Source organism: Flavobacterium sp. CHNK8 (genome assembly GCF_019774515.1).
Lineage (GTDB): Bacteria > Bacteroidota > Bacteroidia > Flavobacteriales > Flavobacteriaceae > Flavobacterium > Flavobacterium tiangeerense.
In genome coordinates, this window is record NZ_CP081492.1 from 976,087 (window position 1) to 990,915 (window position 14,829).

Consider the following 14,829-nt stretch of genomic DNA (forward strand, 5'->3'; position numbering starts at 1 on the left):
TTTTTCAATTTTGAAATATTTTATCAAAAGTGAAGCGTACCATTACAACTTTATTTTTTTTTAATATTAAATCCTTTTTTTTATGTGGGTTTGAATAAAAATTTTATTTTTGCGATTCACTAAATTAAATTTAAATGGCAACTTATAATAAAAGAGGATATAAAGCACCAAAAGAAAAAGAAGTAAAAGAAGAAGCGGTAGAAGCAGTAGTTATTGATGAAAAAGACAGTACCACTGCCGAAGTATTTTCTAAATTAGATGAAACCGCATCAAGAACTGAAGACTTTGTTGCTAAAAATCAAAAAGTTATTATAGGACTAGTTGCTGCCGCTGCACTTGCAACGCTTAGTTATTTAGCATACCAACGTTTTATTGCTGCTCCTGCGCAAGAAGAAGCTGCCAATGAAATGTTTGTGGCGCAACAAAATTTTCAAAAAGCTACAGATGGAGTTTCAAGTGACTCGTTATATAAATTGTCTTTAAACGGATCTGAAGGGAAATTTGGTTTCCTAAAAATTGCTGACGAATATTCTGGTACTGATGCTGGAAATCTAGCTAATTACTATGCAGGTATTGCTTATTTAAATACTGGGAAATACACTGAAGCAATTGATTATTTATCAAAATTCAAATCAGAGGATATCATGTTAAGCGCTCTTGCAAAAGGTGCTATTGGTGATGCTTATGCTCAAAAAAACCAACCAAAAGAGGCTCTTGAAAATTACATCAACGCAGCTGGAACTAACAAAAACGATTTTACAACTCCTCGTTTTTTATTAAAAGCTGGTAAAGTAGCACTTTCATTAGGTAATAAAGCTGATGCACTGAAATATTTTACAGATATCAAAGAAAATTACGAATCATCTCCAGAGGCTGCATCTGTTGATGTTTTAATTGGTCTGTCTCAATAAAAATAAAAAGTACACAGGTTGCAGGATACCGTTTTGAGAAACTGTATATTGCAACTTAATACTGAAATCTAAAATAAGATGGCTACCGAGAATAAAAATTTATCTGAATACGACAAAAACGCGATACCAGATGCGAAAAATTTTCGTTTTGGAATTGTTGTCGCAGAATGGAATGAGAACATAACTGAGGGATTATTCAATGGAGCTTACACTGCTTTACTTGAAAATGAGGTTCCAGAGACTAGTATCATTAGATGGAATGTTCCAGGAAGTTTTGAACTCATTTATGGTTCAAAAAAAATGTTACAAACACAAAATGTGGATGCAGTAATTGCAATAGGATGTGTTATTCAAGGGCAAACCAAGCATTTTGATTTTGTTTGCGAAGGGGTTACTCAAGGAATCAAAGACTTAAATATTCAAACTGATATTCCTGTGATATTTTGTGTGCTTACGGATAATACCATGCAACAATCTATTGATAGAAGCGGTGGTATTCACGGAAACAAAGGCACAGAAGCTGCTATTGCTGCTATCAAAATGGCATACATTCGTCAGCAAGCATCATTAAATAGTACTTTTAATCACCAACAATTGTTGTCATCAGGTACTTTACAAATAGAAAATGTACCACTAGGATTAACAGAATAAAGAAGCAATAATGTTTTCAAAAAAAAAGCCTATACTTTAATAATTGTATAGGTTTTTTTAGTTTAATTTATGAGTGTTTTTGCTGTATTACCTTTGTAAAATCACTAAATTTGTACATCTTGGTTTGAACCAAAAACCATTTTTTAAATCTAATTTTTTTTAATGTCGAGTATTATACAATTGCTGCCTGATCATGTTGCAAATCAAATTGCAGCGGGAGAGGTTGTTCAACGTCCTGCATCAGTAGTAAAAGAACTTTTGGAAAATGCAGTAGATGCACGGGCTACAGATATCAAGTTAATCATTAAAGATGCTGGTAAAGCACTTGTACAAGTGATTGATAACGGTTTAGGAATGAATGTAACTGATGCGCGCTTGTGTTTTGAACGTCATGCTACTTCAAAAATACGTCAAGCCGAAGATTTATTCTCCTTATTTACCAAAGGTTTTAGAGGTGAAGCATTAGCATCTATTGCTGCTATTGCTCATGTTGAAATGAAAACACGTCAAGAACAAGATGAGTTAGGACACCACATTATTATTGAAGGAAGTAAGTTTGTAGCACAAGAGCTTGCTGTTTTGCCACAAGGAACTTCATTTGCAATCAAAAACTTGTTTTTTAATATTCCGGCTAGGAGAAATTTTTTGAAATCAGATACTGTGGAATACCGCCATATCGTTGATGAATTTCAACGAGTAGCATTGGCTCACCCTAACATTCAATTTACATTTTACCACAACGGAAGCGAAATGTTTAATTTGCCTCCAGCTACTTTAAGACAACGTATTGTGTCTATATTTTCGGGGAAAACAAATGAAAAATTGGTTCCCGTTCAAGAAGAAACAGATATTGTTACTATTCAAGGATTTGTAAGTAAGCCTGAATTTGCAAAAAAGAGTAGGGGCGAGCAGTTTTTCTTTGTTAATGATCGTTTTATAAAAAGCGGATACTTACATCATGCAGTTATGGCTGCCTATGACGGAATCTTGAGAGACGGAGCTCAACCGAGTTATTTTTTATATCTTTCCGTACCGCCAAACACAATTGATATTAACATTCATCCTACTAAAACTGAAATTAAATTTGATGATGAGCATGCTTTATACGCTATTCTTCGTGCTTCTATAAAACACAGTTTAGGACAATTTAATGTAGCTCCAGTTTTGGATTTTGATAGAGATTCAAATTTAGATACGCCTTATCATTACAAAGATTTATCTGGCGAAGTTCCATCAATTCAAGTCGACGGCACTTTTAATCCGTTTTCTAACGAAACTCCTAGCAAACAATTTTCTAGTTATAAAAAACCAGAAAGCACCTCAAAATGGGACAGTTTATATGTCGGTTTAAAACAGGATGTTTTTGATGTAGAGCAAGTAACTTTTGAAAATGAGGAAGTGACATCGTCACTTTTTAACGATGAAGAAGTGGAGCATGCGGTGCACAAAACCTATCAAATTCATAAAAAGTACATTGTATCTTCCATCAAATCTGGAATGGTAATTGTTGATCAACAGCGTGCACACCAACGCGTTTTGTATGAGCAGTTTTTGGTAAATATGACGGTACAACAAGCTTCAAGTCAGCAACTATTGTTTCCTTTAAATTTGTTTTATTCGTCTAGCGAAATGGAAATTATCACTGAGTTGCAACAAGCGTTAAAAAACACCGGTTTTGTTTTTGAAGATAACAATACAGATCATATTGTAATTTCTGGAATACCCGTAAACATCACCGAGAGTGAAGTTTCTATAGTGTTAGAGCAATTAATAAGTGATCTTCAAGATGGAATTCCTGAGAGTAGTTTTAGTCAAAACGATACAATTGCCAAGTCAATGGCTAAAAGTTTAGCCGTAAAAACAGGAACGCATCTTACAGAGAAAGAGCAGGAAAATTTAGTTAATGGACTTTTTGCGTGCAAAGATCCTAATGTGTCGCCATTTCATAAACCCACTTTCATCACCATGCGTGTGGAAGATTTAGATAAAAGATTTGCAGTATGAGAAACGTAACCGAAGTTGTTAAGCAATTAATTATTGTTAACATTCTATTTTTTATAGGGACATACCTTTTAGGAGATGTAGTTTATAAAGTCTTGGCTTTATTTTTTCCGGAGAATCCTAATTTCCAGTATTGGCAACTGCTATCTCATATGTTTATGCACGGAGGTGTAATGCACATTTTTTTCAATATGTTTGCTTTGTATTCTTTTGGATCAGCTTTGGAGCAAATATGGGGCGGGAAAAAGTTTTTGTTTTTTTATATTTCTTGTGGTTTAGGGGCGGCTTTGTTACATACGGGTGTAAACTATTATTATTTTAACGATGCTATTACTACCTTGACAGCAAATGGCTTTAATAAGCAAGATATTTTACAGCTTTTAAATGAAGGTAAAATAGATACTCGTTGGCAGCAATTTATAAACGCCTCTGATTTTTCTAATTTTACTAGCGCTTATGCTGGGACTGCTGTGGGAGCTTCCGGAGCAATTTACGGAATTATAGTAGCTTTTGCGTTTATGTTTCCTAATGCTGAACTGGCGCTTATGTTTATTCCAGTACCTATTAAAGCTAAATATTTTGTTCCCGGATTGGTTCTTGTAGATTTATACTTGGGAATCTCAGGTAAATCTATTTTTGGCGGCGGAGGAATAGCGCATTTTGCGCATGTGGGTGGAGCACTCTTTGGTTTTTTAATGATGTGGTATTGGAAAAAAAACCAGTTTAATAAAAACCGCTGGAATTAATACAATACAGATCGAGTACATTTTTAATAGGTATAAAAGAATTGGTATATGAATGTTATTGATGATTTGAAATTGCAATACAAAATGGGAGGAATTGTTATTCGTCTTATTATTTGGAATATCGCTTTATTTGTGATTCCTTTTTTAGTTTTTTCCCTTTTATCTTTAATGGGTATTACTATTGACTACCTTCAATATGTAAGCTTATCATCAAACCCCACTGTTTTTATAAGCCAACCTTGGACTATTTTGAGTTATGCTTTTTTCCATACAGGAATCATGCATATTCTTTTTAATTTAATTGTACTGAATTTTGCAGGTAGGTTATTCATGACTTATTTTACAGGCAAGCAGTTGTTTGGGTTGTATGTTTTGGGAGCTATTTTTGCTGGAATAGTGTATGTTTTAGTTTTTTATATCTTGGCAATTGATGCGCCTATTGTTGGAGCATCTGCTGCTATAATGGCTATTTTGGTTGCAGTTGCAACATACAATCCATTGCTGGAGCTCCGTTTGTTGATATTTGGAACTGTAAAGCTTTGGCACGTAACAGCTGTTATTCTGTTTATTGATTTAATGCAATTGCGTTCCGGTAATATGGGTGGGCATATTTCACATCTTGCAGGAGCTTTATTTGGTTTTTTATTCATTAAATTACTTGAAAATGGCACTGATTTAAGTAAGATAATCACAGGTATTGTCAATTTTTTCCAAAATCTGTTCCAAAAAAGTAACGCTACTCCTTTTAAAAAAGTGTATAAATCGCATCAAAAACTGGCACCAAAAACAGTTTCTAAAATTGTTGTAAAAGATAATAATCAGCAGCAAATAGATCAAATATTGGATAAAATAAGCCAATCTGGTTATGATAGTTTATCTCAAAACGAAAAAGAATTCCTTTTTAAAGTAGGAAAATAATCTGAATTTAATTGTATATTGTAACTAGTATTTAAAAGTGTAAGTATGAGAAATCTTTCTTGGTTTAATAAAGGTATGTTTCTACTCAATATAGTCCTAACAGTCGTGACTTTTATTGCTTATAGTTTACCTTTCTTGGCCCCGAAATCTTTCCCGTTATTATCAGTTCTTACTTTATTCATGCCTTTGTTCTTTGTTTTTAACACCTTGTTTTTTTTGTATTGGACCTTACAATTTAAAAAACAACTGATTGTTTCTGGAATTGTATTATTAATTGGGATTACCTTTATCAATAAGTTTTATAAATTTTCAAGTGTTGAATTGCCTAAAGTAGAACAAGATTTCACCATCATGAGTTACAATGTTAGACTCTTAAATGTTTTTAAATGGATCGAACGTGATGATGTACCTGGTGATATTTTGAATTTTATAAATGAAAAAAACCCTGATATATTGTGTATTCAAGAGTTCTCATCAACTGCTGGAATAGATTTAAAGGTATATCCACACCGCTATATTTTTACCGAAGGAAACCAAATCAAAACGGGTCAAGCTATTTTTTCGAAGTTTCCTATAATAGATCATGGCAATATTATATTTCCTAAATCCAGTAATAACGTTATTTACGCAGATATCAAGAAGGGAAAAGATATTATTAGGGTATATAACATGCATTTACAATCTATTAAAATTTCTCCTGACGTAAATGAAATCGATGAAAATATAGATGCTATTAATCAGAATAAATCTCAAAAACTTTTTATTCGAATCAGTAAGGCATTTAAACAACAACAGCAACAAGCTGAGCAGTTTCGAGAGCATAAGTTAAAGTGTACTTATCCAGTAATCATTTGTGGTGATATGAATAATAGTGCATTTTCTTATGTGTATAGGAGTATAAAAGGGAAAATGAAAGACAGTTTTGAAGAGGCAGGTCAGGGTTTTGGTGAAACCTATAAGTTTAGATATTATCCAGCAAGGATTGACTATATTTTTGCTGATGAAAGAATGCAAGTGAAAAAATTCGAAAACTTTTCTAATTTTATAAATTCAGATCATTTCCCTATCATGGCACGTTTATCCTATGAATAGATTATGTTTGGTATTAAACGAATTTTTTTTGGGATGTTCGTGGTAACAGATTATAATGTCTGATTTCTCAAATAATCCACAGTAAACTTACCTTCATTGAATAGTAAATCTAAAATGCTTAAATTATTCAAAAAGCCATGTTTGTCATCAAAAACTTGTTGATAAGGTTCAAATTGCGATTGGTCTTTTTTTCCGTTTACTAATGTTCTGTAATCTAAAATAAGTTCTGGATTGGTCTCCAGTAAATAACTTGTTGTTTTTGAATAATCCATTTTCATGCGCATACACTTGGATAATAATTCCAACACTTCAAAGTTTAAATCCATCAGGAAATCATGCTTTTTTTCGAAAACGGGTTGTAAATCATCTTCAAAAAACTCAAAAAAAGGAGAGCTTCTATATGCTGCCTCTAAGGATTTGAAATGCTGTTTTTGCCAATCAAAATCATTTTCTATTCGAATGTCTTTTGTTTTTTGATGGCTTATTTTAGTATGTTTTATAGGGATATTCAAAAGTTGAATTCCATTTGGACTATAAATGTACGTTCTATTTCTGTTGGTTTGCTTTTGAAAATTATCTTCTACCTCATAAAGTACTGATTCAGCTTTTACAATGGCTACAAAATGGCTTATGGATGGGAAATAGGTGGGGTGTATGATAATATTCATGATGTTGTAATATACTAGCGTTTAGAGTTTTTAGTGCTACTAAACGCTAGTTTTTTTATTTAAACTTTGTTTGTTTTTCTTTTTTTCCAAAAGTAATCTCCTATGAAAAATACAACAAGTCCTATTAGGAATAGTTGAAAATAAGATTGAGGTTGTCCTTCACCACTCACGGTTGTGAAAACTCTATCCCAACGGATTTTATTAATTCCTTTACCGTTAGGATCTATACTTAACCATATAAATATTGGTTTACCTACAATATGATTTTCTGGAACAAATCCCCAGTATCTACTATCTTCAGAGTTGTTTCGGTTATCTCCCATCATCCAGTAATAATTTTGCTTAAAAGTATACTCTTTAGCAATTTTACCATTGATACGAATTTCTGTGCCGTTTACTTGCAACTGATTGTTCTCGTAATCGTCAATAATCGTTTTGTAGAAAGGTAGGTTTTCAATATTTAAAGCAACAGTTTTTCCTTGTTCCGGAATGTAAATAGGTCCGTAATTGTCACTATTCCATTTTTTGAGGTGAGGAAAAACTCCTTTGCCAAAATTAGCTTGGTCAACTCCAGTCGCAATTTGTTTGATAACCGCTGTTATACCTGGAGTGTTTTTTAAAACTTGTGCACCAGCATCGGTCAATGCACTTAGGTATATGGTATCTCTCTTAGCTTCGTTAGTAAAAAAGGCTCTATCTGTAATGTCTAGTTCTTTGAAAAGATATTCAAGATCAATTGGCGTCTTTCCATCAAGCGCTACTTTGTATGAAAATTGCGGTTTTGCTCTTTCAGGAAGCTGAAGTAGTTTACCGTCTATGTACACGTCACCATTTACAATAGATAGGTTATCGCCAGGAACACCTACGCATCTTTTTACATAATTTGATTTTTTATCAATTGGTTTGTAGGCTCTTCTTTTTGATGTATCAAAAAATTTATAAACGGTGTCAACTGGCCAGTTAAAAACTACAATATCAGTTCGTTTGATATTTTGTATCCCGGGTAATCTCAAGTATGGCAATTGTGGCCATGACAAGTATGATTTTTTGTGTGTTAATGGTATAGAGTCATGAACCATAGGTAATGCTACTGTGGTCATAGGTACTCTTGCACCATAGTTCATTTTACTTACAAAAAGAAAATCACCTACTAACAATGATTTTTCTAATGACGGAGTGGGAATAGTATAAGGCTGGATTGCATACGTATGAACTAATGTTGCTACTACCACAGCAAATAATATAGAGCTTATAGTATCAGCTGTTTTGTTTTGAGGCAGTACACTTCTATCAGCTATATATTCTAGTTTTTGAGCATAATTAATATAATAGATGTAAAAACCTAATGTGATTATCCCTAAGAAAGTATCTAATGAAGATTTTTTACCAAAACTTCTCAGGGTTTCAATCCAAATTACTGGGAATAAGATTAAGTTGATTATCGGGATAAAGAGTAAAACGGTCCACCATGTAGGTCTACCTATTATTTTCATTAATACGATTGCGTTATAAACAGGAATAGCTGCTTCCCATTTTTTTCGTCCTGCACTTTCATATAATTTCCAAGTTCCTAAAAAGTGAATTATTTGTACCAGTAAGAAAAATACAAACCATTGATATACTGTCATAGTCTTTTAATTTTGTTTAATTATTGTGATGCAATTTCACAAAGAGAATAATGTTTGTTTTTATTTTAGATCTAATACATCTTTCATAGAGAAAATCCCTTGTTTTCCTACAATCCATTCCGCTGCGATAACTGCTCCAAGTGCAAATCCATCTCTATTGTGTGCCGTGTGTTTTATTTCGATGCTATCAACTGTAGAATTATATTGTACGGTGTGCGTTCCTGGAACGGTTCCTATTCTTTTAGCATCAATGTGTATTTCACCTTGATTAGGATTATCTAAAGTCCATTTAGTGTATGAGCTATTCTCCATAATTCCTTTGGCTAAAGAAATAGCGGTACCACTTGGTGCGTCTAGTTTTTGGGTATGGTGAATTTCTTCCATGCTTACTTGGTAGCTGTCAAATTTCGACATCATTTTGGCTAGGTATTCGTTTAACTCAAAAAAGATGTTTACTCCTAAACTAAAATTAGAACTAGAAATCAAGGCGCCTTTAGTTTCAAGGCAAAGTGCTTCAATTGTACTGTAATGTTCTAGCCATCCTGTGGTTCCTGAAATTACAGGAACATTGGTGTGAAAACAAGTCGAAATATTTTCAACAGCAGCTGACGGTACACTAAAATCAATGGCTACATCAGCAGTTGAAAGTCCTTCAAAAGTACTTGTTTCCTCTTTTCTTAATACGATTTCATGACCTCGTTCCAAAGCAATTTTTTCAATCACTTGACCCATTTTTCCGTATCCTAGTAATGCAATTTTCATTGTAATATTTTATAATTTAAAGCCAAATGAACTTTGACAATTTTATTTTTTGCTTGCGCTAATAACTTAGTTTAATTCAATTACTAATTATTTGTAACACAAGTAGTCTTGATTTTTTTATTGATTTAAAATCAAACCAATTCTCCCTTTTAAAAAGTATAATTAATAGTTAGTCCTGCATTTGTCTTGAACGTTACATCATTTTGATAAATAGCGGGGCGTAGTGATAAGTTTTCATCAACATTAAACTGCAATAAAGCCGCATCAACATTGGCATCAATAATGTTTAAGGCATAAAATGCAAGTGTTACTAATGCAGATAAATCTCTATTACGTTGGTAAAGTTTTTGCGCAACAATCAATCTATTATTGTCAAATCTTTTTAAATCTTCGGTTACGATCCCTTCCAGACGACTTTTATAAGCATTTCTAAATTGTCTGTATTTTTTATTATTGTCTACATAAAAGTATATGCTTGTTCCCATGGCTCCGTACACCAATGGAATTTTCCAGTATTTTTTATTGTAAGCTTGACCTAAACCAGGCAATACTGCCGAGAAAAAAGCAGCTTTTGCAGGTGTAAGTGGATCAATATTTGACGTTTTCAAGGTATCCTTCGCTATGAGTTCAGTATTGTTTTTGGTTTGTGCAAAAACAGAGCTGAAATTCATTAACATGAGAATGAAGATAATGAAAAATGATTTAAACACTAGTCGTTTATTAATTTAATGATTCTTTTAAAATCTTCTTCAGAGTGAAAAGGAATGGTTATTTTACCTTTTCCGCCGCCTGTTACTTTCACGTCTACTTTGGTACCAAAATAATTAGTAAAGGTATTTTTATGAGCATCCTCAACCTCAAACGAAGTAGCTTTTGGTTTTCCTTCAGGTTTTGGTTTTAGGCTTTCTTGATAATTTTTTACTAATGCCTCGGTATCACGTACCGATAAATTTTGGCTAACAATTTTTTGATAAATATCAGCTTGAATATCTTGGTTTTCAATATTGATGATGGCTCTACCATGACCCATACTTATGAATCCATCTCTAATTCCTGTTTGAATGATAGGATCAAGTTTCAACAAGCGTAAATAATTAGCAATAGTAGATCTTTTTTTACCCACACGGTCACTCATTTGTTCTTGTGTAAGTTGGATTTCATCTATCAATCTTTGGTAAGACAAGGCAATTTCTATAGGATCTAAGTCATGACGTTGAATGTTTTCAACCAGTGCCATAACCAGTGATTCATTATCGTTTGCAATACGAATGTAAGCAGGAACTGTAGTAAGTCCTACAAGTGTAGAAGCTCTAAGACGACGCTCTCCAGATATAAGCTGGAATTTATTAAAATCTAGTTTACGTACAGTAATAGGCTGTATAACACCCAGTTCTTTTATAGAAGTAGCCAGTTCTCTTAATGATTCCTCATTAAAATTACTTCGGGGTTGAAACGGATTTATTTCGATTGCAGCAATTTCAAGCTCAATAATATTCCCAACAACCTTATCGGCATTTTTATCATCAACAGATTTGATATCGTTTTCTGGATCTTTCAATAACGCGGATAATCCTCTTCCTAAGGCTTGTTTTTTAATTGCTTGTGCCATAAAATTATTTACTATTTTTCTTTATGATTTCTTGTGCAAGGTGAAGGTAGTTTACAGCACCTTTACTTGTTGCATCATAATTAATTATGCTTTCGCCAAAACTAGGCGCTTCACTCAATTTTACATTTCTTTGAATGATGGTTTCAAAAACCATATCGTTAAAATGTTTTTGAACTTCTTCAACAACTTGGTTAGATAAACGCAAACGAGAATCAAACATGGTTAACAAAAGCCCCTCAATATCTAAATCTGGGTTGTGTATTTTTTGAATACTTTTTATAGTATTTAATAATTTCCCCAGTCCTTCTAGTGCAAAATATTCACATTGAATAGGAATAACAACAGAGTCTGATGCCGTCAAAGCATTAAGAGTTAACAATCCTAATGATGGTGCACAGTCAATGATAATGAAATCGTATTCATCTTTTACGCTAGCCAATGCTTTTTTAAGCATGTATTCTCTATTTTCTTTATCAACTAGTTCTATTTCTATAGCAACAAGGTCAATGTGAGATGGAATAACGTCAACATTGGGAGCAGAGCATTTAATAACTGCTTCTTGCGGAGTATGGCTGTGCTCTAAGATTTGATACGTTCCTATTTCTACTGATTCAACATCAATCCCAAGTCCTGATGATGCATTAGCTTGAGGATCAGCATCAATAAGTAGAACCTTTTTTTCTAATACACCTAATGCAGCTGCAAGATTAACTGATGTTGTAGTTTTGCCAACTCCTCCTTTTTGATTAGCAATCGCGATGATTTTGCCCATTTGTTTTTCTAAATTTTGAACCGTAAAAATACGATTATTTATGGTTTTTGAAAATCTATTTTGTTAACAATCGTCAAACAATAATTTGTATGATGTTACTTGTGTTTAAATTTTTAGTTTAATTTTTTCATTTAAAAGCTATTCCAGCTGTTCGCTACAAGGTCTTGCTGTTGCCTATGCTTTTTTACAGCCCTAAAAGGAGCTTCTTTTAGTCACTCTTTTAGGACAAAAAAATCAAGATGCACCTAGCGCAACGCTTTTCGCTACCATCTGGGCTAGGGCTTGTGTATAAGGTAGAAAACACTATTAAGTAAAACTCGTTTTATCGGCAACAGATAATTGCAGTTGCATATTTATCAAAAATATTTGCGTAAGCCAAAAAGAGTTGTATATTTGCACCCGCTTTCGGGGTGTAGCGTAGCTCGGTTATCGCGCCTGCTTTGGGAGCAGGAGGCCGCAGGTTCGAATCCTGCCACCCCGACAAAGCCGAACGATATCGTTCGGCTTTTTTTATTTTCAAAAGTTGAGTTTTAAGTTAATATCCTATTTTTCGAAAACTCAAGAAATGTATTATGTTGGTTATAATTCTATATTTTTAGAAGTAAGACTCGGATAAACCATTTTCTATTGTTTGCAACAAATGTCAACTTAATATTTAATAATATCTCTAAGTACTTGAAAAATATTTAGTTAAGATAAAGTTTTTAGTTTTAGTTTATTTTCTTCTTATTTGCACTAGAAGGATTTTTTTATTATCAAATAATTAAAACTGATATAGTACTTTATTACGTACTGTAATAAAAGCTTATTTTTGTACCAGAAAATTTTAATAATCACACCATGTCAGATACGATCGAAAAAATTAAATGCCTTATTATAGGTTCAGGACCTGCAGGATATACAGCAGCAATTTATGCAGCAAGAGCAAATATGAATCCGGTATTGTACCAAGGAATGCAACCAGGCGGACAGTTAACAACTACAAACGAAGTAGAGAACTGGCCAGGGAATCCAGAAGGAATTACAGGGCCAGAAATGATGGTAGGTTTACAAGCTCAAGCGCAACGTTTTGGAACTGATGTTCGTGACGGTTGGGCTACAAGAGTTGATTTCTCTGGAGATATTCACAAAGTTTGGATTAATGAAACTAAAGAATTACACTGCGAAACCGTAATCATTTCAACTGGTGCTTCGGCTAAATATTTAGGTTTACCATCAGAGCAACATTACTTGAAAATGGGTGGTGGAGTTTCTGCATGTGCTGTTTGTGACGGCTTTTTCTACAGAAACCAAGAGGTAGTAATAGTAGGAGCTGGAGATTCAGCTTGTGAAGAGGCGCACTATTTGTCTAAACTTTGTAAAAAAGTAACTATGTTAGTGCGTAGCGAAAAATTTAGAGCTTCAAAAATCATGGAGGAGCGCGTACGCAAAACAGAAAATATCACCATTTTGATGAACCACGATACTGTAGAAGTACTCGGGGATGAACAAGTAGTTACGGGTGTAAAAGCGTTAAACAAAACTACAGGTGAAACTTTTGAAATTCCAGCAACTGGATTTTTCGTTGCCATTGGTCACAAGCCGAATACAGATATTTTTAAAGAGTTTATTACACTTGACGAAACAGGTTATATTGTTAACACGCCAGGTTCTGCACTTACAAATGTTGCAGGTGTTTTTGTAGCTGGTGATGCTGCAGATCATGTATACCGTCAGGCTATAACAGCAGCAGGAACTGGTTGTATGGCTGCATTGGATGCTGAAAGATATTTGGCAGCAAGAGAATAACAACTATCGACCAGTCAAAAAAAAGTCTCTTTTATTTCAAAAGAGACTTTTTTTTTTGAATCAATTTTCTGTTTAAAATCTGGATCATTTTAGCTATTCAGTCTATCGTTAACTTGCACAAGGTGTTACAGACCTAACAGGTTTTAAAACCTGTTAGGTCTCAAACGATGACCCGCTGCCTTGGTTTCTCCAAATTCTTTGGTACTCGATTCGATTGAATTCGTACTTCGTTAGAAAAATAGAACAATGTATTCGCAACACGTGAAAGTAAGATCAAGCAACTTGTAAACAGGTAAACTTCCCGATTGGGCATCCACAAAAAAATAAATCACACAAAAAAACAGGCAATTGCCTGTTTTTTTGTTTTTAGTAAAGTTACTGTTACTTCAACTTCTTGATTAATTTAGTCTCATCAGCAAATTTTTTGATGGTTATTTTAGGGTTTCCTATTAGCTGGATTTCAGTTTTATTTGCCGCATCAATACTTAATGTTGTGCTTGTATTTATGGCGCAAGTAGAATATCCTTCAATGGTTAGTTCCGTATTTTTCAGCGTTAATTTATTGGCTGTTAAGCTAGAGTTGTTGTCTAAACGCAAGATAGCATTCGAGGCATCACCTTCAATAGTAGCATCAGCTTTTTGGTACAAATCTGTTTTTAAATCAACGGTTGTAACCAGCGCTTTTAAACTAGAATTTTTACTCATTTCAATAGTAGCTTTTTCTGCTTTGATATTAAGCTCGCCTTTTGCTTTGTCATCAGCTTGGTAAACCACTGATTTAGAGTTGATGTTTAAAAATAATTTAGAGGTGCCGCTTGCTTTTAGGATTACGCTATCTAATAGTAATTCTTGAATGGCATTTAAAGTAGTTTCGTCTTTGGCTTGAATTGTTTTTAAATTCTCCGTATAGGTTACTCGAACAATCAATTTTTTATAAGCTGTAGCTTTTTTATTGGTGTAAATACGTAATGTTTTTTCGTTTTCGTCAAGTGCCACTACGTCCTGTAAATTATCGTCCGTTTCAACTTTTATGCCTGCTTTTTCTCCTCTTTCTAGATGTACTTCTAGATTGTTTTCAATTTGTAAGGTTTCAAAGTCTGCAATTTTTCGTTCTACAATCGTAACAATTTTGGAACCTTTTACTTTATCAGATTTTTGTGCAAATGCTACACTTGCTGTTGCTATAAGTAGCACTAAGAGGAAATTTTTTTTCATGTCTTGATATTTATTACTTACAAATATAAAAAAAAATCATCCACTAGTAAGGGATGATTTTTTTGTTT

Annotated in this window: 14 protein-coding genes and 1 tRNA gene; 8 read left to right on the top strand and 7 right to left on the bottom strand. The window is 33.4% G+C overall.

All coding sequences use genetic code 11. The features are described 5' to 3' along the window. Positions 1-134 precede the first annotated feature (134 nt). The 6 genes from K5V07_RS04235 to K5V07_RS04260 all read left to right on the top strand — a co-directional run bounded on the left by K5V07_RS04235 (position 135) and on the right by K5V07_RS04260 (position 6,319). Entirely contained in the window at positions 135-911 is a 777-nt protein-coding gene (locus K5V07_RS04235) for a tol-pal system YbgF family protein (protein ID WP_221916518.1), read from the top strand. 78 nt (positions 912-989) lie between these two features. Further along, complete coding sequence (gene ribH, locus K5V07_RS04240; protein ID WP_221916519.1) at positions 990-1,562, top strand: 6,7-dimethyl-8-ribityllumazine synthase; 573 nt, start codon at positions 990-992, stop codon at positions 1,560-1,562. Positions 1,563-1,724: 162 nt separating this feature from the next. Beyond that, positions 1,725-3,566, top strand: a complete 1,842-nt coding sequence (mutL, locus tag K5V07_RS04245; RefSeq protein ID WP_221916520.1) for a DNA mismatch repair endonuclease MutL — start codon at positions 1,725-1,727, stop codon at positions 3,564-3,566. After that, positions 3,563-4,309, top strand: a complete 747-nt coding sequence (locus K5V07_RS04250; protein ID WP_221916521.1) for a rhomboid family intramembrane serine protease — start codon at positions 3,563-3,565, stop codon at positions 4,307-4,309. Before mutL ends, K5V07_RS04250 begins: the two co-directional genes overlap by 4 nt. A 48-nt stretch (positions 4,310-4,357) precedes the next feature. After that, positions 4,358-5,227: a rhomboid family intramembrane serine protease gene (locus K5V07_RS04255; RefSeq protein ID WP_221916522.1), complete on the top strand. Its 870-nt coding sequence runs from the start codon at positions 4,358-4,360 to the stop codon at positions 5,225-5,227. Between the two features lie 45 nt (positions 5,228-5,272). Next, the gene (locus K5V07_RS04260) at positions 5,273-6,319 is read left to right on the top strand and encodes an endonuclease/exonuclease/phosphatase family protein (protein ID WP_221916523.1); all 1,047 of its coding nucleotides are present in this window, start codon (positions 5,273-5,275) and stop codon (positions 6,317-6,319) included. A 50-nt stretch (positions 6,320-6,369) separates the two neighbouring features. On the opposite strand, the gene K5V07_RS04265 is transcribed toward K5V07_RS04260, so the two are convergent. The 6 genes from K5V07_RS04265 to K5V07_RS04290 form a co-directional block, all read right to left on the bottom strand. Then, complete coding sequence (locus K5V07_RS04265) at positions 6,370-6,987, bottom strand: WbqC family protein (RefSeq protein ID WP_221916524.1); 618 nt, start codon at positions 6,985-6,987, stop codon at positions 6,370-6,372. A 59-nt stretch (positions 6,988-7,046) separates the two neighbouring features. Next, a complete protein-coding gene (gene lepB / locus K5V07_RS04270) occupies positions 7,047-8,615 on the bottom strand; it encodes a signal peptidase I (RefSeq protein WP_221916525.1) in 1,569 nt (522 codons plus the stop codon). Positions 8,616-8,675: 60 nt separating this feature from the next. After that, positions 8,676-9,377, bottom strand: a complete 702-nt coding sequence (gene dapB / locus K5V07_RS04275; RefSeq protein ID WP_221916526.1) for a 4-hydroxy-tetrahydrodipicolinate reductase — start codon at positions 9,375-9,377, stop codon at positions 8,676-8,678. A 149-nt stretch (positions 9,378-9,526) separates the two neighbouring features. Then, a complete protein-coding gene (locus tag K5V07_RS04280) occupies positions 9,527-10,048 on the bottom strand; it encodes a DUF5683 domain-containing protein (protein WP_221916527.1) in 522 nt (173 codons plus the stop codon). 38 nt (positions 10,049-10,086) lie between these two features. Further along, on the bottom strand, positions 10,087-10,986 hold the full coding sequence (locus K5V07_RS04285) for a ParB/RepB/Spo0J family partition protein (RefSeq protein ID WP_144893256.1): 900 nt from the start codon (positions 10,984-10,986) through the stop codon (positions 10,087-10,089). 4 nt (positions 10,987-10,990) lie between these two features. Beyond that, on the bottom strand, positions 10,991-11,758 hold the full coding sequence (locus K5V07_RS04290) for a ParA family protein (protein WP_144893258.1): 768 nt from the start codon (positions 11,756-11,758) through the stop codon (positions 10,991-10,993). A gap of 406 nt (positions 11,759-12,164) precedes the next feature. Between K5V07_RS04290 and K5V07_RS04295 the strand changes: the two genes are divergently transcribed. Together K5V07_RS04295 and trxB are read left to right on the top strand one after the other, a co-directional pair. After that, a tRNA-Pro gene (locus tag K5V07_RS04295) sits at positions 12,165-12,239 on the top strand. A 359-nt stretch (positions 12,240-12,598) separates the two neighbouring features. Next, positions 12,599-13,546, top strand: a complete 948-nt coding sequence (trxB, locus tag K5V07_RS04300) for a thioredoxin-disulfide reductase (RefSeq protein ID WP_221916528.1) — start codon at positions 12,599-12,601, stop codon at positions 13,544-13,546. Positions 13,547-13,927: 381 nt separating this feature from the next. Here trxB and K5V07_RS04305 read toward each other — a convergent pair whose 3' ends face one another. Beyond that, positions 13,928-14,761 carry a GIN domain-containing protein gene (locus K5V07_RS04305; RefSeq protein WP_221916529.1) on the bottom strand — a complete coding sequence of 278 codons (834 nt, stop codon included), beginning with the start codon at positions 14,759-14,761 and terminating at the stop codon, positions 13,928-13,930. Positions 14,762-14,829 lie beyond the last annotated feature (68 nt).